General features: G+C 32.7%; 18 protein-coding genes. 12 read left to right on the top strand and 6 right to left on the bottom strand.

Features of this window, described 5'->3' with window-relative positions; translation table 11 throughout:
- Window positions 1-135: 135 nt before the first annotated feature.
- Together Q1A73_RS20110 and Q1A73_RS20105 are read left to right on the top strand one after the other, a co-directional pair.
- On the top strand, window positions 136-345 hold the full coding sequence (locus Q1A73_RS20110; protein ID WP_299609322.1) for a hypothetical protein: 210 nt from the start codon (window positions 136-138) through the stop codon (window positions 343-345).
- Between the two features lie 349 nt (window positions 346-694).
- Complete coding sequence (locus Q1A73_RS20105; protein WP_299609319.1) at window positions 695-1,900, top strand: hypothetical protein; 1,206 nt, start codon at window positions 695-697, stop codon at window positions 1,898-1,900.
- Window positions 1,901-1,986: 86 nt separating this feature from the next.
- Here the strand turns inward: Q1A73_RS20105 and Q1A73_RS20100 are convergent, their stop codons facing one another.
- Window positions 1,987-4,191, bottom strand: coding sequence for an ATP-dependent DNA helicase RecQ (locus tag Q1A73_RS20100; RefSeq protein ID WP_299609317.1), 2,205 nt, complete (start codon window positions 4,189-4,191; stop codon window positions 1,987-1,989).
- Between the two features lie 233 nt (window positions 4,192-4,424).
- Between Q1A73_RS20100 and Q1A73_RS20095 the strand changes: the two genes are divergently transcribed.
- From Q1A73_RS20095 to lptB, 4 genes are all read left to right on the top strand, one after another.
- Window positions 4,425-5,390 (top strand): KpsF/GutQ family sugar-phosphate isomerase, encoded by a 966-nt coding sequence (locus Q1A73_RS20095; RefSeq protein WP_299609315.1) that lies wholly within the window; start codon window positions 4,425-4,427, stop codon window positions 5,388-5,390.
- Window positions 5,390-6,226, top strand: a complete 837-nt coding sequence (gene tatC / locus Q1A73_RS20090) for a twin-arginine translocase subunit TatC (protein WP_299609312.1) — start codon at window positions 5,390-5,392, stop codon at window positions 6,224-6,226. Before Q1A73_RS20095 ends, tatC begins: the two co-directional genes overlap by 1 nt.
- Window positions 6,223-6,573, top strand: a complete 351-nt coding sequence (locus Q1A73_RS20085; RefSeq protein ID WP_299609310.1) for a carboxymuconolactone decarboxylase family protein — start codon at window positions 6,223-6,225, stop codon at window positions 6,571-6,573. Before tatC ends, Q1A73_RS20085 begins: the two co-directional genes overlap by 4 nt.
- Window positions 6,574-6,640: 67 nt before the next feature.
- Window positions 6,641-7,387 carry an LPS export ABC transporter ATP-binding protein gene (lptB, locus tag Q1A73_RS20080; protein ID WP_299609308.1) on the top strand — a complete coding sequence of 249 codons (747 nt, stop codon included), beginning with the start codon at window positions 6,641-6,643 and terminating at the stop codon, window positions 7,385-7,387.
- A gap of 12 nt (window positions 7,388-7,399) precedes the next feature.
- Here the strand turns inward: lptB and Q1A73_RS20075 are convergent, their stop codons facing one another.
- From Q1A73_RS20075 to Q1A73_RS20060, 4 genes are read right to left on the bottom strand one after another with little or no spacing between them, the layout of a single operon-like run.
- Window positions 7,400-8,350 carry a CapA family protein gene (locus Q1A73_RS20075; protein WP_299609305.1) on the bottom strand — a complete coding sequence of 317 codons (951 nt, stop codon included), beginning with the start codon at window positions 8,348-8,350 and terminating at the stop codon, window positions 7,400-7,402.
- Window positions 8,344-10,815: a DUF3160 domain-containing protein gene (locus Q1A73_RS20070; RefSeq protein WP_299609303.1), complete on the bottom strand. Its 2,472-nt coding sequence runs from the start codon at window positions 10,813-10,815 to the stop codon at window positions 8,344-8,346. The genes Q1A73_RS20075 and Q1A73_RS20070 overlap by 7 nt, the downstream gene beginning before the upstream one ends.
- 13 nt (window positions 10,816-10,828) lie before the next feature.
- Window positions 10,829-11,374 (bottom strand): hypothetical protein, encoded by a 546-nt coding sequence (locus Q1A73_RS20065; protein ID WP_299609301.1) that lies wholly within the window; start codon window positions 11,372-11,374, stop codon window positions 10,829-10,831.
- Window positions 11,375-11,387: 13 nt separating this feature from the next.
- On the bottom strand, window positions 11,388-12,146 hold the full coding sequence (locus tag Q1A73_RS20060) for a CDP-alcohol phosphatidyltransferase family protein (protein WP_299609299.1): 759 nt from the start codon (window positions 12,144-12,146) through the stop codon (window positions 11,388-11,390).
- 126 nt (window positions 12,147-12,272) lie between these two features.
- Between Q1A73_RS20060 and Q1A73_RS20055 the strand changes: the two genes are divergently transcribed.
- The 6 genes from Q1A73_RS20055 (at window position 12,273) to Q1A73_RS20030 (ending at window position 20,993) form a co-directional block, all read left to right on the top strand.
- A complete protein-coding gene (locus Q1A73_RS20055; RefSeq protein WP_299609296.1) occupies window positions 12,273-13,361 on the top strand; it encodes a PorV/PorQ family protein in 1,089 nt (362 codons plus the stop codon).
- Between the two features lie 90 nt (window positions 13,362-13,451).
- The gene (gene lnt / locus Q1A73_RS20050) at window positions 13,452-15,044 is read left to right on the top strand and encodes an apolipoprotein N-acyltransferase (protein ID WP_299609293.1); all 1,593 of its coding nucleotides are present in this window, start codon (window positions 13,452-13,454) and stop codon (window positions 15,042-15,044) included.
- A 476-nt stretch (window positions 15,045-15,520) separates the two neighbouring features.
- Window positions 15,521-17,176: a T9SS type A sorting domain-containing protein gene (locus Q1A73_RS20045; protein WP_299609290.1), complete on the top strand. Its 1,656-nt coding sequence runs from the start codon at window positions 15,521-15,523 to the stop codon at window positions 17,174-17,176.
- 676 nt (window positions 17,177-17,852) lie between these two features.
- Window positions 17,853-18,359: a hypothetical protein gene (locus Q1A73_RS20040; protein WP_299609287.1), complete on the top strand. Its 507-nt coding sequence runs from the start codon at window positions 17,853-17,855 to the stop codon at window positions 18,357-18,359.
- A 171-nt stretch (window positions 18,360-18,530) separates the two neighbouring features.
- Window positions 18,531-20,396: an ABC-F family ATP-binding cassette domain-containing protein gene (locus Q1A73_RS20035; RefSeq protein ID WP_299609284.1), complete on the top strand. Its 1,866-nt coding sequence runs from the start codon at window positions 18,531-18,533 to the stop codon at window positions 20,394-20,396.
- Between the two features lie 105 nt (window positions 20,397-20,501).
- On the top strand, window positions 20,502-20,993 hold the full coding sequence (locus tag Q1A73_RS20030) for a hypothetical protein (RefSeq protein WP_299609281.1): 492 nt from the start codon (window positions 20,502-20,504) through the stop codon (window positions 20,991-20,993).
- On the opposite strand, the gene Q1A73_RS20025 is transcribed toward Q1A73_RS20030, so the two are convergent.
- A complete protein-coding gene (locus Q1A73_RS20025; protein ID WP_299609279.1) occupies window positions 20,983-21,567 on the bottom strand; it encodes a hypothetical protein in 585 nt (194 codons plus the stop codon). The two genes, Q1A73_RS20030 and Q1A73_RS20025, sit on opposite strands and share 11 nt — an antisense overlap.
- Window positions 21,568-21,776: the final 209 nt, after the last annotated feature.

Raw genomic sequence — 21,776 nt, 5'->3', positions numbered from 1 at the left:
GAAAAAAATCTGTTAATTTTTCTATAAAAAAGAAAAAACGATAGTAACAATTCATTTTCTAAGGAACGTCTTTGTAGACATAGCGCCTGAATGTCTATAAATGTTCGGGTTTTTTTAAAATTAAAACTAAAAATTATGTTACAAGACATTTTAAAAGTAAACGGAGTACAAAAAGTAAACAAACAACAGCAAAAATCTATTAAAGGAGGTGACATACCAATACTAGTAGAGGAGCATCCTTGTGGGGATACTGGTGGAAGAATCAATTATTTTACTAATCAATTGTTTTGTAAACAAGTTGGCGGAGTATGGCTAGGTGGTACTTCATGTATGATCTGTCATTAATCTAAATTATTAAACAAATCATACAAAAATGGAGAGAATAATAGCATAATCAATTATTCTCTCTATTTTCTTATTCTACACATCATATCTCTATAGCATTTAAAAAAAGAACTATATCTCACAAAATGACATCTGATAACTCTATAACTTTACGCTATCATTCCCTATAACAACCACTCTATTCGTATTAGTTATCACTATTTTAATAACAAGATCATTTAGTGTATTTCTATTTAGAATAAGATAACACAACTTACTTAACTAATTAAAAGTTATTTTTAACCGAACGGATCGGATTTTTTCCAAAAAAGCTATATTTGTAGTTGCGCAAACTCAGATCGTCACACACATGAAATCTTTACTTAGTATTGTAGTTGGTTTATTTTTTATAACCACTATGCAGGCACAGAGCATTTATGAAGCGGGTTATTTTGTAGATAATAACGGAAAACGTACAGAATGCTTAATCAAAAAACTTCCATGGAGAACCAACCCAACGGAATTCCAATGGAAAAAAAACATTTCTTCTAGTTCTAAAACTGCTACCATCGAAAACATAAAAGAATTTGGGGTTGGAGAAGATTACGTTTACAAAAGGTACATTTTACAATTTGATCTTAACGGAGATACCGTAGGAAAGTCTACCAAATACAAAGATCCAGATCTTACCTATAAAAAGATTTTTTTAAGAACCATCTTAAAAAGTAAAACAACGCTGTATCAATACTCAAAAAACGACGTGCATCGTTTTTTCTATACCAATCCTGAGACAGTATACCCAGAACTGTTATTATACAAGGTTTTCTATACTCCTGATGAAAGCAAAAAACCAGGAAAAAAAGTAATTCCTCAGGAAAATAACACCTACCAAGAACAATTAGCTAAAAAAATAAAATGTGGAGATCAAGATCCTTCTAAATTAACCTATACGCAAGGAGATCTTAAACGATATTTTAAAAAATATAATGAATGCAAAGGCAATAAAATTGAATATATCATCCGTAAAAAAATTAACCAAACAAGAATTGGTGTGGTCGCTGCAGTTGATCTAACAGGATTTACTCATGGTTCTATTGCTGGTCCTGCAGGCGATGTAAATTATGATGATGTATTTGCTCCTCGTTATGGAGTCTTTATAGAAACCTTTATTCCGTTTTCTAAAGTAGATTTAAGTTTCTTTTTAGAATCTACCTATAAAGCATTTACAATGGATGGTAGGGATTTTGCTATTTCTAACAGTGAATTCGAATTAGATTATAAAAGTATTAACGTTGCTGTAGGACCAAGATTCCATATTTATTTGAGTCCTAAATTTGAGCTCTTCCTGGAAGGAGGACTTACTGTAGATTTTAATATCGGCACAGAAGCTACTCAATTTATGGAGAATGAATTAGAAAACACAACCACAGATTATTTTTATGGAGGTGGTATTGGATCTGGTCGTTTAAAGATTGGATTCAGACAATACTCTCCCAAAAACATTTCTAAAAGTACTGCAATACCAGATTCAGAGCTTACTACTTCTAGTCTTTATGTTTCTTTCAATATTTTTTAGGCACAAAAACAATCATAAAATAAAAAAACAAAAAAGGATTATACAATTAGTATAATCCTTTTTTTACTTATATAAAATTTAATCTTCTAATTTGCTACTTCACTGATAAATTTAATTCGATACAATCTCAACTCCTCATCATCATAATCTCCATCAAATTCTTCGATGGCTGTATCAATTTTATCACTTTCAGCTTCAATAAAATACTCATGTATTTCTTCCTGCTGATCTTCGTCTAATATTTCATCTATCCAATAACTGATATTTAGTTTTGTACCACTGTAGACAATCGCTTCCATTTCTTTTATAAAATCTGGCATGTCCATTCCTTTAGCAGCAGCAATATCATCTAATGGCAATTTTCTATCTACATTCTGAATAATATATAGTTTGATCCCGCTATTTGCTCCAGTACTCTTTACCACAAAATCATCAGGACGCATAATATCGTTTTCTTCCACATATTTAGCGATAAGCGCTACAAATTCTTTTCCGTATTTCTTAGCTTTTCCCTCTCCTACTCCATGCACATTTCCTAATTCTTCAATACTTATAGGGTATTTAAGTGCCATATCCTCTAAAGAAGGATCTTGAAATACCACAAATGGAGGCACTCCTAGTTTCTTTGCAACCTTTTTCCTTAGGTCTTTAAGCATTCCAACCAATTGCTCGTCTGTTCCTCCTTTTCCTCCTGATTTCGCTGCGGTAATTATAGAATCATCCTTGGTTTCATCATACACGTGATCTTCTGTCATCATAAAACTAACAGGCGACTCGATAAATTCTCTTCCTTCTTTGGTGATACGTATCACTCCATACGTCTCTATGTCTTTTCGCAAATATCCAGAAACCAACACTTGTCGTATCAATGCCATCCAGTACTTATCTTCTTTTGATTTTCCAGTTCCAAAGAATGGCTGTTCATGGGTTTTATGAGAAATAATAAGAGCATTACTTTTCCCAATGAGTGTATTTACAAGATCTTTAGACTTATATATTTCTCCGGTTTTAATTACAACTTTTAATAAGAGTTGTACCTCATCTTTTGCTTCGTGCTTCTTTTTAGGGTTACGAACATTATCGTCCATATCCGCTCCTTCTCCTGTTATCTCATCGAATTCTTCTCCGAAATAATGCAGAATAAATTTACGTCTGGAAATAGAAGTTTCTGCAAAAGCAACCACCTCCTGTAATAGAGCATGACCAATTTCCTGTTCGGCAACAGGTTTTCCACTCATGAACTTTTCTAGCTTTTCGATATCTTTATAGGCATAATAAGCTAAACAATGTCCTTCTCCTCCATCACGTCCAGCACGACCAGTTTCCTGATAATAACTTTCGATACTTTTAGGGATATCATGATGAATCACAAAACGAACATCTGGTTTATCAATCCCCATCCCAAAAGCAATCGTTGCTACCACTACATCCACATCTTCCATAAGGAACATATCTTGATGTTTTGCTCTAGTCTTGGCATCTAAACCTGCGTGATAAGGAACTGCTTTTACTCCATTCACTTCTAAGGTCTGAGCTAACTCTTCTACGCGCTTTCTGCTTAAGCAATATACAATACCACTTTTACCACTATTTTGCTTTACAAAACGAATGATATCAGCATCGACGTTCTTAGTTTTTGGACGTATTTCGTAAAAAAGATTAGGTCTATTAAAAGAGGCCTTAAAGGTCTGCGCATTACTCATACCAAGGTTCTTAAGAATGTCTTCTTGTACTTTGGGAGTAGCTGTGGCGGTTAATCCTATAATGGGGATATCCTCTCCTATTCTTTTGATAATATTTCTAAGATTTCTGTATTCTGGTCTGAAATCGTGTCCCCACTCGCTAATACAATGTGCTTCATCTACCGCCAAGAAAGAAATTTTTTGTTCCCTTAAGAAGTCTACATATTCTTCTTTGGTTAATGATTCTGGAGCAACATAAAGTAACTTAGTAACTCCGTTAACGATATCACTTTTTACTCTTTTTACTTCAGATTTGTTTAAGGACGAATTTAACACATGCGCAATCCCTTCTTCGGAAGAAATACTACGAATGGCGTCTACTTGATTTTTCATTAATGCGATTAACGGAGATACTACAATTGCTGTTCCTTCGCACATTAAGGCAGGAAGTTGGTAGCAAAGGGATTTTCCACCACCTGTAGGCATGATTACAAAAGTATTCTCTTTGTTTAAAATACTTTCTATCACCTTTTCCTGCAATCCTCTAAATTGACTAAACCCAAAGTACTTTTTTAAAGCTCCTTGTAAGTCAGTTTTGTTCAAACTCATTAAATTGTCAAACTTTTATATACCAATTAAATTAAAAATAATTCTATCACATAAACCTTTTTCCCCAATTCAGATTTAGTGGATTGTTCTTTTTTAAAAAGTTACCAAAGATAAGCAAACTAAAATTTAGAAAGCTTTTTTTCAGCATTATTTAATATTCATAAGGTATTCTATACCTTTGCATAATTAAAGATACTAAAATCTTTATTTATAACACGCAAATTTTATAAATTTTGAACACCCTCGATACGATTATTTCCTTCGCGCAACAAACTATTAATGAAGAAGCTAGAGCCATTGCACATCTAGAACAACTTATCGACAAGGAATTTGCTGAAGCCGTGAATACCATTCATAATTCTAATGGACGAGTAATCATTACTGGGATCGGAAAAAGCGCCATAATTGCTTCAAAAATAGTAGCTACCATGAATTCTACGGGAACTCCCGCTGTATTTATGCACGCTGCAGATGCTATTCACGGAGATTTGGGTAATATCCTGAAAGATGATGTGGTTATTTGTATTTCTAAAAGTGGAAATACTCCTGAAATAAAGGTGCTAGTTCCCCTAATTAAAAACTTTAACAATACTTTAATTGGCATTACTTCAAACAAGGAGTCTTTCTTAGGAAAAGAAGCTGATTTTGTACTACACGCATATGTAGAAAAAGAAGCCTGTCCTAATAATCTAGCACCAACTACAAGTACCACCGCGCAATTAGTTATGGGTGATGCCGTAGCGGTATCTTTATTACACCTTAAGGGTTTCTCTAGCAAGGATTTTGCAAAATATCATCCAGGAGGCGCATTGGGCAAGAAATTATACCTAAGAGTACAAGATATCGTTTCTAAAAACGAAAAACCGGAAGTAGGTCCAGACTCTGATATCAATTCAGTAATCGTAGAAATGACCGAAAAGAGATTAGGTGCCACAGCCGTTACCGACAATAATAAGATCATAGGTATTATCACGGATGGAGATTTAAGAAGAATGTTAACCACAAATACTTCTTTTGCAGGATTAACTGCTAAGGATATTATGTCTCCTAATCCTAAGCGTATTGATATCGATGCGATGGCAGTAGACGCTCTTGATCGTCTAGAAGAATACGGAATATCACAATTATTAGCAGAAGAACAAGGCAACTATGCTGGCCTTTTACATATTCATGACCTAATGAGAGAAGGAATACTATAATGGGAAAGAAGATAACAAAAGATCCACAATCCATGTCTTTTCTGGATCATCTTGAAGAATTGAGATGGCATTTAATAAGAGCTACCGTAGCCGTTCTGATAGCAGCAATTGTAGCATTTATTGCTAAAGAATTTATTTTTGATGTACTAATTTTTGGTCCAAAAAAACCAGATTTCCCTACTTACAAAGGGCTTTGCAATCTTTCTAAACTTTTAGGTTTAGATGAAAGTTTATGTTTCCAAGAGTTACCATTTAGTGTACAAAGTAGAAAAGTAGCCGGGCAGTTCTCGGTACATATCTGGACATCTATTACTGCTGGTTTTATAGCAGCTTTCCCATATGTATTATACGAATTTTGGAAGTTTATTGCTCCTGCATTATATGACAAAGAAAGAAAATACTCTAAGGGGTTCATCATTATCTGCTCTTGTCTATTTTTTCTAGGTGTACTTTTTGGATATTATATTATCACTCCATTATCAATTAACTTTTTAGGAGGGTATCAGGTGAGTGCAGAAGTATTAAATGAGTTTGATATTGATAGCTACATCGCCTTAGTAAGAGCTTCGGTGATTGCTTGTGGATTGATATTCGAACTGCCTGTTATTATGTTTTTTCTTACCAAAGTTGGGCTTGTCACTCCTCAATTTTTAAAGAAATACAGAAAATTCGCATTAGTAATTGTATTGATTTTATCCGCTGTAATCACTCCTCCTGATATTGCGAGTCAGGTGATTGTAGCAATTCCAATATTGATTTTATACGAAGTAAGTATTATTATTTCTAAAATAGTGGTCAAAAGACAAAACAAAAAATTAATTCCGCAAACCAAATGAGTACCATAGTAGACGATTTCAATGAATATAGAGAGAAAATGAACTCTCGAATTCTAGAAGATAACAATAAGATTATTAAAAGAATCTTCAATTTAGACACCAATGCTTACATGGAGGGTGCATTGGATGTAAAAACAAAAGAGCTTTTAGGTTTAGTGGCATCTACTGTACTTAGATGTGATGACTGTATAAAATATCATTTAGAAACCTGTTATAAAGAAGGTTTAACCAAAGAAGAAGTGGTAGAATCTTTAAGTATTGCGACTTTAGTTGGAGGAACCATTGTTATACCACATTTACGAAAAGCATATGAATTTTGGGATGCTTTAGAGGAGCAAAACTCATAACATTGCTCTTAGTCAATTTATTCGCTTATTTTAGCAACATCCAATATAGAAAGAAGTCATTCAGAATATGAAGTTAACAGCAGACAACTTAATAAAATCATATAAAGGAAGAAAAGTAGTAAAAGGGATTTCTCTGGAAGTAAATCAAGGAGAAATCGTAGGTTTATTAGGTCCTAATGGAGCTGGTAAAACAACTTCATTCTATATGATTGTAGGATTGGTAAAACCAAATGGAGGAAAAATATCACTTGATAGTACTGATATTACAAAGTTTCCGATGTATAAACGTGCTCAGAATGGGATTGGTTATCTAGCACAAGAAGCTTCTGTTTTTAGAAAATTGAGTATCGAAGATAATATCCTTAGTGTTTTACAGTTAACAAAACTCTCCAAAAAAGAACAGTTGCACAAAATGGAATCTCTAATTGAAGAATTTGGTTTAGGTCATATTCGTAAGAACAGAGGAGATTTATTAAGTGGTGGAGAACGAAGAAGAACAGAAATAGCTAGAGCCTTAGCAACAGATCCTAATTTTATTTTATTGGATGAACCATTTGCTGGGGTAGATCCAGTTGCTGTAGAAGATATTCAACGAATTGTAGCCCAGTTAAAAAATAAAAATATTGGTATTCTAATTACGGATCATAACGTACAAGAAACTTTAGCAATTACTGACAGAACCTACCTTATGTTCGAAGGAAGTATTCTAAAAGCTGGAATTCCTGAAGAACTGGCTGAAGATGAAATGGTTCGTAAAGTTTATCTTGGTCAAAATTTCGAGCTTAGAAAAAAGAAAATAGATTTCGATTCCTAGTTGTATATAAGACTAATCTATAAGCCTTGGACTACATTTTTTGATTTCAAATTCCATATCTGAAACTGAAATGTGTTGCTTCCCTATTTTTAATTGAACTAACAATCCCTTAGAATTTATAGGATTATGCTGATCAAAAATAAAATTACCGATACTATAGTAAATAGGTTTTTCTTTGTAAACTTCTATCGTTTGTATGGTATGTGGATGATGACCAATAATGACATCCGCTCCAGCATCGATTAAACTATATGCTTGCTGCTTTTGTGATATCAGTGGAACTTTTGTATGTTCCGCTCCCCAATGCAACTGAACAATTACTACCGCTTCTGAATTATCTTTCTTTATGTCATGAATCTTATCAGAAATCTCATCAAAAGAATCTTCGCAAACACAAGGCTTATCTTCTAAAAATGTCCAATTTTCTGAAGGAACCTGAAGAGAAGATAACAAATATACATTTCTAGGATTTGAGGTAATCAATATTGGTTTACATGCTTCTTGGGTATGCTTCCCATATCCCAAAGGAATTAAACCAGCATTTATAATATTCCGTTCTGTTTCTACCAAACCATTTCTACCTTGATCCATAGAATGGTTATTTGCCATATTCAAATGAGTGATCCCATGTTTTTTTAGCGCAAACAACCAATCCGGTTCCGCTCTGAAAATAAATTTCTTATGAATAGGTTCTTCTATTTTGGTAGCTGGACATTCTAAATTAGCGATAACCACATCGCTCTTTGCAAAAACGCTATCTATCGATTCATGAAACAGAGTATCCATTCCCAAATGTTCAACCCTTGTCCTCACTCCACGATCTAATAACAAATCTCCAACAAAAACTATCGTAGTTTCATCATCCGAATCGCAAGAAGAAAAAGAAACCAGGATTCCTAAAGCTACGATTATAAATCTAAAAGAAAATTGCACTCTCCTGAGATGCTTTATTTTTTTTAACATCCCGAACTATAGAATATTTTCTCATTTGTTTTTGGAGCAGGAATTGGAACAATAATAGCTTTCATCCATTCAGGAATCCCTTTAGCTTGATTCTTATCTATCATATCCTGCCATTCTTCGTCGGTTAAACGATTTCCAAGAGGAAGATGAAATTCGTGATATCCAAATACCGCTCCTTTTGTGATATGCAAATACCCTTCTATCTCCACTAACACATACAAATCATTTACATTACCCGTAGCCACATGTAAAATCCCCTTATCGGGATTGTTCCCACTATTCGCTGTATATACATCTGCTACGACAGCGACAGATTTATCAGGTCCTTGTACATTATGCCATCCGTCTAAATACTGATCTTTTTGCTTTACCAAATCTAGTGTAATCCATTCGAATGTACTACCTATGATTTCTATCTGACCATACTCCTGAATAGATAGCTTCTTTCCTGCTAGTTCTTTTTTACTTGCAGATAATAAAAACTCTGCGTTCTCTCTTAAGCTAGTGGTAATTCTAGAAATATTTGAATCCAAAAGTTCATTTCTTTCCAATACCGATTTAGTAAGATCAATTAATTCGATTACAGTGTTCCAGTAGCCAATATTAGGTTCTACATATCCAACTGTATAAGGACTTGGAACTCCCTCTCCATCTCCGCACTCTGCAGCCATTGGTTGTTCTGCATATAAAATAGAATCATGCTTTAATTCTGCCCAAGAAGCTAAAGAAGCATTTAAATTTTTCTTGTTCCATTCTGGAGTTTGCATGAAATAAGGATAACTATCATTAGCTTTTTGAAGCTCTAATAAACTCTGAATCCACTTTGTATAAACAGTAGTTCCAAAATCTATGGAACTCATTTCTTCTTGCATCTTAGTTAACAATCCAGGATATTCTTCCCACTTCTCTCCTTCTTTTAATTCATTAATCAATAGATCTTCTGCAGCTTTACTACCAAAAGCAGCCATTACATCTAATCCTTGTGGGTAAGCACGTTTGGAAACTTCACTTTTCAAATCCACCAAATTTTGAAGCACATCATTATCAGAAACATATCGTTGTGGTATAAAGTTGATTTTTATCTTACAACTACCTCCACCAGATCTTATTTTATCTTTGATATCCGCAATCTTATTTACTTCGACTTTAAGGTTTTCTATACGCTCAGTATCTTGTAAAATAGCTTCCAAAGGAAGCTCTTCTTTTTCTAACAACTCAGCTAAATCTAAGAAAGATACATTATCTGCTTGTCCAATAATGAAGTCTATAGGCTCCATGATTGCTTTATATTTCTTTAATGTCTCTTTCCCGAAATTAGAACTATTACCAAGAGCGGCAGCATTTACCAAAGCTCTTTTAAACTGAAGATCGTTATTGAGACAAAAAGGAGCGGATTGCAACCACATCATTGCACAGAAATAACGTTTTAAAGCCCCTGTTCTAGTGTAGTGCCCTCTTGGTTTAAACAAACTGTATGGAAACTGAACTTCAGTAAATTCTAAAAACTCAGAAATCTTATCTTTTGCGCTTTTAACAGCCAATAATTCATTCTCATAATGTTGTTCATATCCAGAAGGAACTTCAACCCTCTCATCGGTTAATAATGTATATGCAATTGCATAATACGTCTGATTAAACTTTGCCATTTCACTAAAAGCTTCACCAGAAGAAGTTTCAGCTAAACTTTGCATATCCTTAATCATGTTTTGGCAAATTTCTGATAGGATCGGAATAAATTGTTCTTCTTCAATTTTCTTAAGTATAAACCCAAAATACATGTGAAACAATTGCATATACATATCCGTAGTCACAAAATTTGGGAACTCCGCATAATCATTCTGTTCATACAAATGAAAAAACTGAATATTCGAATTAGGAACAATCGCAAATCCATTTTTAGCTAACATCTCCATCAACTCAGGAGCAGGCTTTTCTAATTGAAAAAGATTTACAATATTATCAATATTCGCCACCTTTCTATTTCCTTGGTCTAAGAGATTTTTAGTTTTTAACTCTTCTTCTCGCTTTTTTAACTTTTCGATAAAAACTGTTTCTTGAGATGAGTATGAAATGGGCTCAATATCTTCTCCTCCTTCTTCTGCCCAATACCTACTTTCCATTCTCTCATTATACCAACTTGTAGCTTCAAAAGTGTACCTGAGATCACCTTTCATAAAACAATATCCTTGTTTTGCCGCAAAACTGTTGCGTAATACTCTTATTTCGTACAGGGTTAATGAAGAAATATCCATCTGCAAATCCACATCTTCTCCTAATTTTTCTATATCTAGCTTTCCATTTACTATAACAGGATTATCAATTTTCTTAGTTTCTTCCTCTTCTAGAGTTGTCTCCTCTATCTCATTAGATGTCGATACGGGATCATTTTGTTTGTTTGTTTTTGTATCACTTCCACACGCGATGAGAATTAAAAATACACTGATCAACAATAATTGTTTTTTCATAGTTTTTAAGTTGCTAACTTTTATTTCTTAGTATTTGTATGGCCTTTGCGCTATCTATTTCTCTATACAGATATTTTGTAAATTCCAGTCCAAAACGTTTCCATTTATATTCTGCGATAAGCACGTTACCACTTTGTTCTTTTTCAATACTTCTAATAAAGTTTCCTTCCTGAGTTTCTATAAAATCAAAATCTACTAAAGGTTTACTTAAACGAGAACCTAACCATAATGGTCGAACATATCCTTTGTAATTTTTGAAAATAAAAAGACGTTTTCGTTTTATAGAATCAAATCTTGTGGTCTTTATTACTCCCACTAATATATCGTCTTTTCCGTTACCATCTACATCTCCATGCGTAAACTGATATACTGGATACGGTAATTCCCAATTATCAACTAAAGAATCGGAAGCAATCTGCACATAATACAGTGAATCATGTTCTTTTACCAGAGTAATAGTATGCTCTCCCGTTTTGAAGGCAGTTTTGGTGGTATCCGAACAGCTAAGAATAAGCAAGCTTACGAACAACAAAAAGTAAAACCCAATATGGTTTCTCATGATAATACGGAATCTAGACTGTACTTCCTTCCTTAAAAATCAAAGACATCAAAACATACAGCAATATGACTACTGGTATCGCGGTGAATTGAAGAAATGCCAACAACAAAATCGTTATTACTAAGAAAGCATATCTAATTTTATTCTCCTGAAAACCCCATGTTTTAAACTTTAATGCAAATAATGGAATTTCGGCATTAAGTAAGTAACAACTCACCAATGTGAGACCTATTAAAAACCATTGATTCAAAATAACATCAGCAATCCATTCCGCAGAGTTGAAACTAAGAATTAAAGGCAAACTAATAATTAACAAAGTGTTAGCAGGAGTTGGTAATCCAATAAATGAAGTCGTCTGTCTCGTATCGATATTAAACTTTGCTAATCGATATGCTGAAGCCAACGTAATAAGCAAGCCTAAAATAGGTAAAAACTCTACATAACCTTCTATAAAATCTTCATCATAAACCTGATATCTTAGCACTTGATCTGAAGAGACATTATATACTTTTGCCATCAATTGAAACATTACAATACCTGGTACTAATCCACTTGTTACCATATCGGCTAGTGAATCTAATTGTAATCCAAGTTCACTTTGTACTTTTAGTAACCTAGCCGCTAATCCATCAAAAAAATCAAATCCTATCCCAAGCACTACAAATAAAGCAGCCGGCTCTAAATCTCCCTGAACAGCAAAAATTGTAGCAATACAGCCACACAAAAGATTAAGAAGGGTAATGATATTAGGAATTTGCTTTTTCAGCTTCATATGGATAAATTTTGTGTAAAAATAGCAAACTATTTCCGTCTATTAACAAGGGCTACACAATATGAAATCGTAAATAAAGTTTATAATGTTGAAAAATAGTAAGATATTTGTCAAAAATTGCTAGGATTGAAAAGAATTATAATCGCATTGTTTAGTTTGTCTGTGTTTTTCTCTTCAGCTCAAACTCGAAAATATTCCAATGAATTTTTGAATATTGGTGTAGATGCTGGAGCGTTAGGTATGGCCAATGCTGTTGTTGCTACTTCTGGTGATGTGAATTCTGGATATTGGAATCCTGCTGGATTGATCAATTTAGAAGACAATCAGGTTTCCTTTATGCATGCTGCATACTTCGCTAATATTGCTAATTACGACTACTTAGCTTTTGGTATGCCTTTAGACGAAAAAAGTGCTATTGCATTTTCTTTAATTCGTTTTGGGGTTGATGATATTCTTGATACTACTAGCTTGGTTGATGCAGATGGTAACATTGATTATACAAGAATTAATTTATTCTCCGCGGCAGATTATGCCTTCACATTTTCATATTCGAGAAAGCTACCCATAGAAGGTCTCAGTTATGGTGCTAATGCTAAAGTAATCCGACGTATTATTGGAGATTTTGCCTCTTCTTGGGGATTCGGTTTCGATGCTGCTTTACAATATCAAAAGAACAACTGGCAATTTGGAGTGATGGTTAGAGATATCACCACAACTTTTAATGCCTGGAGTGTTGAAGAATTTGCTATTGGCGATCTTAACGGAGATGGTATTCCTGATGAAGATCAAATCCCACAGATAAGAGATCAAGAATTACCTGAAACTACAGAAATAACGATTCCTAAACTTCAATTCGGAGCTGCCAGAAAATTTGATATAGGAACAAAATTTGGTCTAAATACAGAATTAGATATGAATGTGCGTTTTGCTGAAACAAATGATATTATTTCATCTTCTGCAATTAGTGTTACTCCGGCTTTTGGTTTTGAATTAGATTATGCTAAAATCGTTTACCTGCGAGGAGGTGTAGGTAATTTCCAAAATATTGAGCAATTTGATGGATCCGACAACGTAGGTTTTCAACCAAATTTTGGAATTGGTTTTCAATATAAAGGCATACAGGTAGATTATGCACTCACAGACATCGGCGATCAAAGTGCTGCGATTTATTCTAATGTATTTTCTATAAAAGTAGATTGGAGTCTTTTTAGATAGCCTTTATACTATCATAACATTTTTTTAGCTTAGGGTTTCAGTTTTGTAACGAAATAAGTTTAATTTCGTTTCTAAGACATTACATCTTTTATGAAGAACATATTACTTGTCATTTTATCAGGCTTATTGCTTGCTATTGGTTGGCCTACTTATGGTTTCCCGTTATTTCTCTTTTTTGGTTTTGTTCCTTTATTAATTGTTGAATACAAAGTCCGATCAAACAAGTATCATAAATCACAAGTATTTGGATTTGCTTTTCTATCGCTATTTATTTGGAATATGATTACCACATGGTGGATCTATAATTCTACTCCATTTGGAATGTGGTTTGCAGAAATTGTAAATACGCTTATAATGGCATTGGTATTTCTTTTATATCACATTGTGGCAAGAAGAGCCTCTTTCTTTATTGGAACTATCTTTCTTATTTGCATATGGATGAGTTTTGAATACCTTCATCTACAATGGCAGTTTTCCTGGCCTTGGCTTAACTTAGGAAATGGATTTGCCAATTTTACTTCATGGATACAATGGTATGAATACACCGGAACTTTTGGAGGAACCCTTTGGATATGGGTTGTAAACATAGGTCTTTACAAAAGTATACTACTTTTTCTAGAACATAAAGACAAGACAATTTTATACAAAGCAGGTCTTAGAAATGGATTGATCATTATCATACCAATAATAATTTCTTTTATTATTCTAAAAACCTATGAAGAAGATGGTAAAGAGGTGGAAGTTGTTATTCTACAACCAAACATAAACCCCTACACCGAAAAATATAATACTAGCGATGATCGTGTGGGTGCATTGTTAACTTCTCTTTCTCAAAAAGAAATAACGGAAAACACAGATTTTATTATCGCACCAGAAACCGTTTTTGCTGATAATAATCGATTAAAAACATTTAAGAATTCTATTGCAAAAAAGACTGCTAGTGCAATTGTTCAAAATTATCCAAAAGCTAATTTTCTATCCGGAATTTCCTTATTAGATGTTTTTAGAGATCCAGCTCAAGTTCGTCCACAAACAAATGAACATAAAAGCGGTGTGTTTTATGATGACTATAATTCTGCCTTTTTAGTAAGGCCTGATGGTACAGATGAGTTATATCATAAAAGTAAATTAGTAGTGGGTGTAGAGAATTTTCCATATCAAAGCGTTTTTAAACCAATTGTTGGTGATGCTATGATTGATTTAGGAGGTACTGTAGCTAAGAAAACTACCCAACCAGACAGAGAAGTCTTTTTCACAAAAGAAGGACTAGGTGCCGCTCCAATTATTTGTTATGAAAGCGTTTACGGAGAATTTGTTACAGGTTATGTAAGAAATAATGCGGATTTCTTAGCAATTATCACCAATGATGCTTGGTGGGGCGTAACACAAGGTCATCAACAACATTTGGCTTATGCTAAATTAAGAGCAATAGAAACAAGAAGAAGTATTGCCCGTAGTGCAAACACTGGTATTTCTGCAATTATTAACCAAACTGGAAATATTGACTCGTCTTTACCATATAACCAGCAAGGAGTATTAAAAGGTACTCTTACTACCAATAAAAAAATCACTTTCTATGTTAGAGCTGGCGACTATCTAGCAAGAGTTGCTATTTTTCTTATGATTTTTATTTTTCTATTCTCGGTAACAAGACGAAGAGGCAAAACCAATCTGCACAACTAACAATTCAATAAAATTAATTTTCAAAAACTTAAATCATAATTTTTGTTTTAAAAAAAAGTAGGGTTTAGTAATATTTACTTGTTTATATACATAAAATTATAAATAACACTTTGACTTTGAAATTGCTGACATAAAATTTACCTATTTTAGTTTGATACAAAAACAAAGATAATCATACCCTTAGTTAGATTAAACTTGAAAAAAATCACTAAAAAAAGAATTTACAAGGCAATGCATAAAGCAAAAAATTACTCAAAATTAAAACAACAAAAATTTAAAACAACCATTAATTGAAAATCATACAGTTTACAGTTATAAATTAAGTATAAATATTGACAACTATTTGTAGTTAGGTTAATCAAATAGCGTTATAGCTACTATTTCCTTTCAATACATAAAGTATAATATAAAAATGTAGTTATTATATACTAAATTTTTACTCATAAACCATATGAAACAAACCAAAGCAAAAAATTATGAAACAAATATCGTTATTTTTATTACTGATCTTTATAAGTTTTAGCCAAATGTTCGCTCAATATACGGACATACCAGATTCCAATTTCGAAATTGCATTAGCGGAACAAGGTCTGGACGATATAGAAGGTGACGGAAAAATACCAACAACCAATATCAAATCCTTAAAGCGATTATCTCTTGTAGACAAGGGTATATCAAACCTAACTGGTATAGAAGGGTTTGAAGCTTTAGAAACATTAACAATTCAAAACAACCCATTAATTATTTTTGATTTCTCTAATAATTCTAATCTTATCAACCTAGCCTTGACCAATTGTAATATATCAGTCATCGACATATCGCAGAATACCAAACTCGAAATCCTCTTGTTAACCAACAACAACATCAACTCCATTGATCTCTCCAATAATGTAAATATTAAAAGATTGGAAATGTCATACAATAAGTTAACCGAGATCAATCTTTCTTCCAATCCTAAAATTGAACGGTTGACCCTTAGAAACAATAGTCTATCATCCCTTGATCTTTCCGCCAACCCTGCTTTAACGGAGGTATACGTTTTAGAAAATATGTTGCATTCCTTAAATTTAAAAAATGGGAACAACGATATCTTACAAGAAATGAATGCTATTAGAAATCCAGATTTATTCTGCATAACCGTCGACAATGAAATTATGGCCATGGATGACTTGGGAACATACGTCCGATGGAATGCGGATAACCGTTTCTATTATACAGAAGATTGTACTAAAGATATTACAGAAAAATATGTTTTGATACCAGACCCTAATTTAGAAATAGCCCTTAGTAGTTTTGATACCAAAAGAAGTTTAAAAGACGGATTAATTCCCAAAGCGAATATCCTTAATGTAAAAGAATTGGAGTTTAACTCAGACGGAATTAATGAACTAACTGGTCTACAGGAATTTATCGCATTAGAAAAATTAATCTGCTATGACAATAACATCTCTACAATTACCGCTAACCAACTCCCTACTTCACTAAAGGAACTGGACATACAAAAAAATCTTATTCAAAACCTAGATATTAGCGGACTAAACCAATTGGAAGTTTTAGATTGTTCGTCTAACCTATTGGATAACTTAGATGTTTCTGGAAATAACAACCTTAAAGACATTCGTGCAAATACGAATCTATTTACATCAATTGACCTTTCTAAAAATACAAATTTACAAGAAGTTCGTATTAGTGCTGCAACACAGCTAGAAAAGGTTAATCTAAAGAACGGTTCCCTTACCAACCCAAGTTTTGTAATACTAACCGCAAACAGTCAATTGACCTGTATCGAAGTGGACAATGAAATAGACGCTGCTAACAGGATCGGAAAATATGCCTCGTGGAACAAGGATGCAGATGCCCAATTTTCAGAAGATTGTAATTTATTAAGTACTCCTGATTTTGATAATGGTTTAGATTTTTCGGTATATCCTATACCAGCAAATGGTGTCCTAAATATTGCGGGGAATCTAGGTTATAAAAAAGTAAAAATATATGATACCTTAGGAAGTTTGGTATTCTCCAAAGATTCTGAAGAAAATGTGTTAGACATATCGCAACTCACTAATGGGATTTACTTTATAAATATTACAGTAAACAACAAAAAAGGAATTAAAAAAATAGTAGTGCAATAAATTCTCTAATATATTTTTTTTAATAACTACCAAGGCATGAAGTTATCACTTCATGCCTTTTACATATAAAATTATTTTCACTAGATAAAAGTCATGTTAATTTTTTAATTATTTCCGTTTTCTAATACAACGCATTTGATCACTTAAGAATTTCCTAATTCATTCTTTTACAGCTCGCCCTTGAACCATACAATACTATCCAACAAGAAACCCGTATAATACCCCTCATTGTTATTACATGTTAACTCTTCAAAAAAATATAGAAAACTCTATTGTAGTAGGAGAATAGTTTTCAAACTTCTTGACATTCTTTACGGTTGATATTTCACCTTTTCAAAAAAAAACAGAATTGTCTGGGTAACATTTTCATTTGTTATTACTCCTCTGTACAAATAAACAATTGTTTATTATTTGGCTGATCACCCAAAATTATAATTCAAACAACAATTTTTAAAAAGCGAAAACCGAAAAGCTTATAGATAGAGTAGGTAATATTTAAGACAAAGTAACATGAAAAAAAATACAGATTTACACCACAATATTAGGTTGTTTATTTACATTATTATCCTGCACCAAGGATAACCTCAACATTACAGATGTTGATCAGAAAAAATCTTCAGAAACAGTAAATTTTGAAGAGAGAGAATCTTCTTTTTTTAAAGAAAATGTTGCCTTATTGGAATCTAGAATTAGAAGTATTTCTGAAAAAGAATATGTGAGAGAATTGGTTTTTGTAAATTTTTCTGAAGAGGAGCCCATGCTGGATACGGTAACATTTGATAACACATCGTTTTTTGATGACGGATCTTACAATGATCTTAAAGCAAATGATGGAATCTATACCTCGGCAGCTATTTTTAAACACACTAGAAAGGTGCCTTATTTTAAAGAACACAAAGTGGTTTCTGTGATGAAAGAAAGTATTGTAGATAGAAACTTCAAACATTCTGAAAGATTAAAAGAGTTAACCGAAACCTACCACCATGCTCCTTTTCTAAACAATCTTGACCCAAACAATATTGTACTAGCCGCTGGAATCGGAGTTAGCATAGAATGTGATGTAGAATTCGGGACCTGTGGATGCTATGCAGATCAATGGGGTCTTTGTAACTGCTGTTGTGTAACGGTTTCTAACTGTAAAGTTACTGTATCCGCAGAAGTTGGTTTAAGCAGAGTTAATTGATAAGCTATTTTTCAAAAAAAAGAGTGTGAAATTTAAATCTTCACACTCTTTTTGCTTTCTTTAGACTTCCTAAATCATCTAGAATACTTGCTGTAATCTATCAAGAAACTTAAATCCAAATAGACTTATTATATACCAACTTTGTACCTTAGCATCTTTAAAAAAAAGCTTGTGAATTACGTATCAGTAGAAAATATTGCAAAATCTTTTGGAGAACGAGTGCTATTTAACAACATATCGTTCGGAATTAATGAAGGGCAAAAAATTGGTTTTGTAGCTAAAAATGGAACTGGTAAAACGTCCTTACTAAATATTGTTGCAGGAGATGAAGAACCAGATGAAGGTCAGGTCGTATATCGAAAAAATCTGAAAGTAGCTTTTCTACCTCAAGAGCCCAATTTAGATCCTAATCTTACTATAGAACAAACTATTTTTGCTTCAGATAATGATACCTTACGTGTTATTAATGCGTACGAGAAAGCATTACAAAATCCAGATGATACAGAAGCTTACCAAAAAGCTTTTGAACAAATGGATGCTTTAAATGCCTGGGATTTTGAAACACAATACAAGCAGATACTCTTTAAACTAAAACTAGAAAACCTACAGCAAAAAGTTAGTCAACTATCTGGTGGGCAGAAAAAGAGATTAGCTTTAGCGAATATCTTACTTAGCAAACCTGAGTTATTATATCTTGATGAACCTACAAACCATTTAGATCTAGAAATGATCGAATGGTTAGAAGAATACTTTGCCAAAGAGAATTTTACTCTTTTTATGGTTACTCATGATCGTTATTTTCTAGAAAATGTTTGTAATGAAATTGTAGAATTAGAAAACGGAAGATTATATAGCTACAAAGGTAATTATGCCTATTATCTACAGAACAAAGAAGCTAGAATAGCGAATGAAGAAATAGAAACCAATAAAGCTAAACAACTTTACAAAAAAGAATTAGATTGGATGAGACGCCAACCCAAAGCGCGTACTACCAAATCTAAATCCCGTATTGACGATTTTTATGAAATCAAAGAACGTGCTCATAAAAGAAGAAATGATCATGAGGTACAATTAGAAATCAATATGGAACGTCTGGGAAGCAAGATTCTGGAAATCCATAAAGTTTCCAAAAAATTCGACGATCTTGTTCTTCTAGATAAGTATGAATACGTTTTCAAAAAAGGTGAACGTGTTGGGATTATTGGTAAAAATGGAACTGGCAAATCTACCTTTCTTAATATGATTACTGGTGCCATTACTCCCGATCAAGGTAAAATAGTAATTGGCGAAACTGTAAAATTCGGGTACTATACACAAAGAGGTATTACCATAAAAGAAGGGCAAAAAGTAATTGATGTGATTAGAGAGTTTGGTGATTACATTCCTTTGAAAAAAGGACGTCAAATTTCTGCACAACAATTATTAGAGCGTTTTTTATTCGATCGTAAAAAGCAATATGATTTTGTAGAAAAACTAAGTGGAGGAGAAAGGAAAAGACTATATTTATGTACTGTTCTTATCCAAAATCCAAACTTCTTAATCCTTGATGAACCTACAAATGATCTTGATATCGTAACCTTAAACGTATTAGAGAATTTCCTTTTGGATTTTCCTGGATGTTTGATAGTGGTTTCTCACGATCGTTACTTTATGGATAAAATTGTGGATCATTTGTTTGTATTTAGAGGCAAAGGAGTTATCGAAGATTTCCCTGGAAATTACTCCGACTATAGAGTTTATGAAAACAGCAGACTTCCAGAAAAAGTTAAAACAGATGATCCAGCATCAAAACCAAAGACTTCTTGGAAAAAAGACAATAAAAGCGCTCTATCCTATAACGAGCAGAAAGAGTATAGTCGTATAGAACGTGATCTTAAAAAACTGGAGTTACAAAAAAAGGAGATAGAAGAATTATTTTCGAGTGGTAATTTAGATGAAGATAAAATCAATGAGGAATCTGCTAAACTAAAAGATATTATTGATAGCATAGAAGAAAAAGAAATGCGTTGGCTAGAGTTATCCGAAAAAATGGAATAACACATCTTATTTATTGTAAGCATGCTATTCAAAATTAAATCTTACTTTCTTTTTTTAGTAAAATCTACAAATCAACATGGGGTTCATTCACCCTTTGTTTACAGCTTGGTAACCAAATGTTTTTATAATCGGACTAAAAGAAAATCTTATGGAAAAATACAATCAATTATAAATAAAAACTCAAATGTTGGTATTAATCTAAATTCTGCCAAACTATTAAATCGCACTATTCCCTATTTAGATTATAAAAAAGCGCTTGTCCTCAAGAAAAAACCAGATATTATTGCCCAAATTATATCAGAAGACAATAAGATATTTACGTATACTTCTTTTCAGAATGATATAGTGTTCGATTTGGTATTTTTGGACATTGATTACTTTACATCAAATATGGATGTATTAAATACCATAATAAAAAGCACACATAATGACTCTTTATTACTTATAAATTCCATCCGATATACCAAACAAAATTTCGACCTCTGGAACACCATAAAAAAGCATCCAAAAGTAACTGTAACTATAGATACCTATTCACTAGGATTTGTATTTTTTAGAACCGAACAAGCAAAAGAGCATTTTATCATTAGGAAATAGAAGGAATAGCATTATTTTTATGATAGTTCACTTTTAACATAGTCCTATCTGTAGATAAACATAATTCTTTCATGTACTGGTCATATGTTTTATTTTTTTCCAAAAGAAATTTATTAAAATAGTTATTTGCTACCTCCACTCCCATGGTTGTTTCGATATTTACTAGTTTTTTGTACAATGAACCGATATTACTGATTGCACGTTTAGAAGGTATGTTTCTCTCAATTAAATAATTCAAAATCTCATTGTCTTCATTTCTTCTTACTTTGAAGGTTGTAGTCACCCATTTCCATTCTCTTTCCGAGGTTAAACATTGGCTAATCAGGTAAGTATTTGTTTTAGTATATAATTGTAACCAAAATCTTTTTTGGATGATCTTGGGAATATCAATTTGCAAAATAGGATTTTGAGCATCAGAAAAGGAATCTGTTCTTTCGTTGTCATTCCATAACATAAAATCATGGTTTATATGAGTGACAAAATGATAAAGACTCTTTTTAGAACTTACAAATTCTTTGGAAAGTACAATTTGGTTTTCGGTAGTATTCTTACTTGGTGGGTTGTGTAAAGACATATTGGTATATTTAGAGATTAATGCAAACAGACTTTCTATTTACATATTTCCAAATACTATATCCCTTATTTTAAGATGTTGATCTTATCTCTTAAAGATAGCACTAATCTACCATAAAAACAACACCCAAATAACTAAAAATTCCTTCATTTTTAAAGCCTCTTAAATTAAAAAGAACGGGATGGAATCATCATATCCCAGAAAACTCT

It is taken from the genome of uncultured Aquimarina sp. (assembly GCF_947492115.1).
Taxonomy (GTDB): Bacteria; Bacteroidota; Bacteroidia; order Flavobacteriales; family Flavobacteriaceae; genus Aquimarina.
Note: the sequence above shows the minus strand (reverse complement) of the source record. Positions and strands in the feature narration are given on the sequence as shown.

Bases quoted from the DNA above. Each gene is read 5' to 3' on its own strand.
- lptB (WP_299609308.1), top strand. From the start codon at position 6,641: ATGAAGTTAACAGCAGACAACTTAATAAAATCATATAAAGGAAGAAAA.
- Q1A73_RS20065 (WP_299609301.1), bottom strand. From the start codon at position 11,374: ATGAGAAACCATATTGGGTTTTACTTTTTGTTGTTCGTAAGCTTGCTT.
- Q1A73_RS20060 (WP_299609299.1), bottom strand. From the start codon at position 12,146: ATGAAGCTGAAAAAGCAAATTCCTAATATCATTACCCTTCTTAATCTT.
- Q1A73_RS20045 (WP_299609290.1), top strand. From the start codon at position 15,521: ATGAAACAAATATCGTTATTTTTATTACTGATCTTTATAAGTTTTAGC.
- Q1A73_RS20075 (WP_299609305.1), bottom strand. From the start codon at position 8,350: ATGTTAAAAAAAATAAAGCATCTCAGGAGAGTGCAATTTTCTTTTAGA.
- lnt (WP_299609293.1), top strand. From the start codon at position 13,452: ATGAAGAACATATTACTTGTCATTTTATCAGGCTTATTGCTTGCTATT.
- Q1A73_RS20100 (WP_299609317.1), bottom strand. From the start codon at position 4,191: ATGAGTTTGAACAAAACTGACTTACAAGGAGCTTTAAAAAAGTACTTT.
- Q1A73_RS20110 (WP_299609322.1), top strand. From the start codon at position 136: ATGTTACAAGACATTTTAAAAGTAAACGGAGTACAAAAAGTAAACAAA.
- tatC (WP_299609312.1), top strand. From the start codon at position 5,390: ATGGGAAAGAAGATAACAAAAGATCCACAATCCATGTCTTTTCTGGAT.
- Q1A73_RS20105 (WP_299609319.1), top strand. From the start codon at position 695: ATGAAATCTTTACTTAGTATTGTAGTTGGTTTATTTTTTATAACCACT.
- Q1A73_RS20025 (WP_299609279.1), bottom strand. From the start codon at position 21,567: ATGTCTTTACACAACCCACCAAGTAAGAATACTACCGAAAACCAAATT.
- Q1A73_RS20085 (WP_299609310.1), top strand. From the start codon at position 6,223: ATGAGTACCATAGTAGACGATTTCAATGAATATAGAGAGAAAATGAAC.
- Q1A73_RS20070 (WP_299609303.1), bottom strand. From the start codon at position 10,815: ATGAAAAAACAATTATTGTTGATCAGTGTATTTTTAATTCTCATCGCG.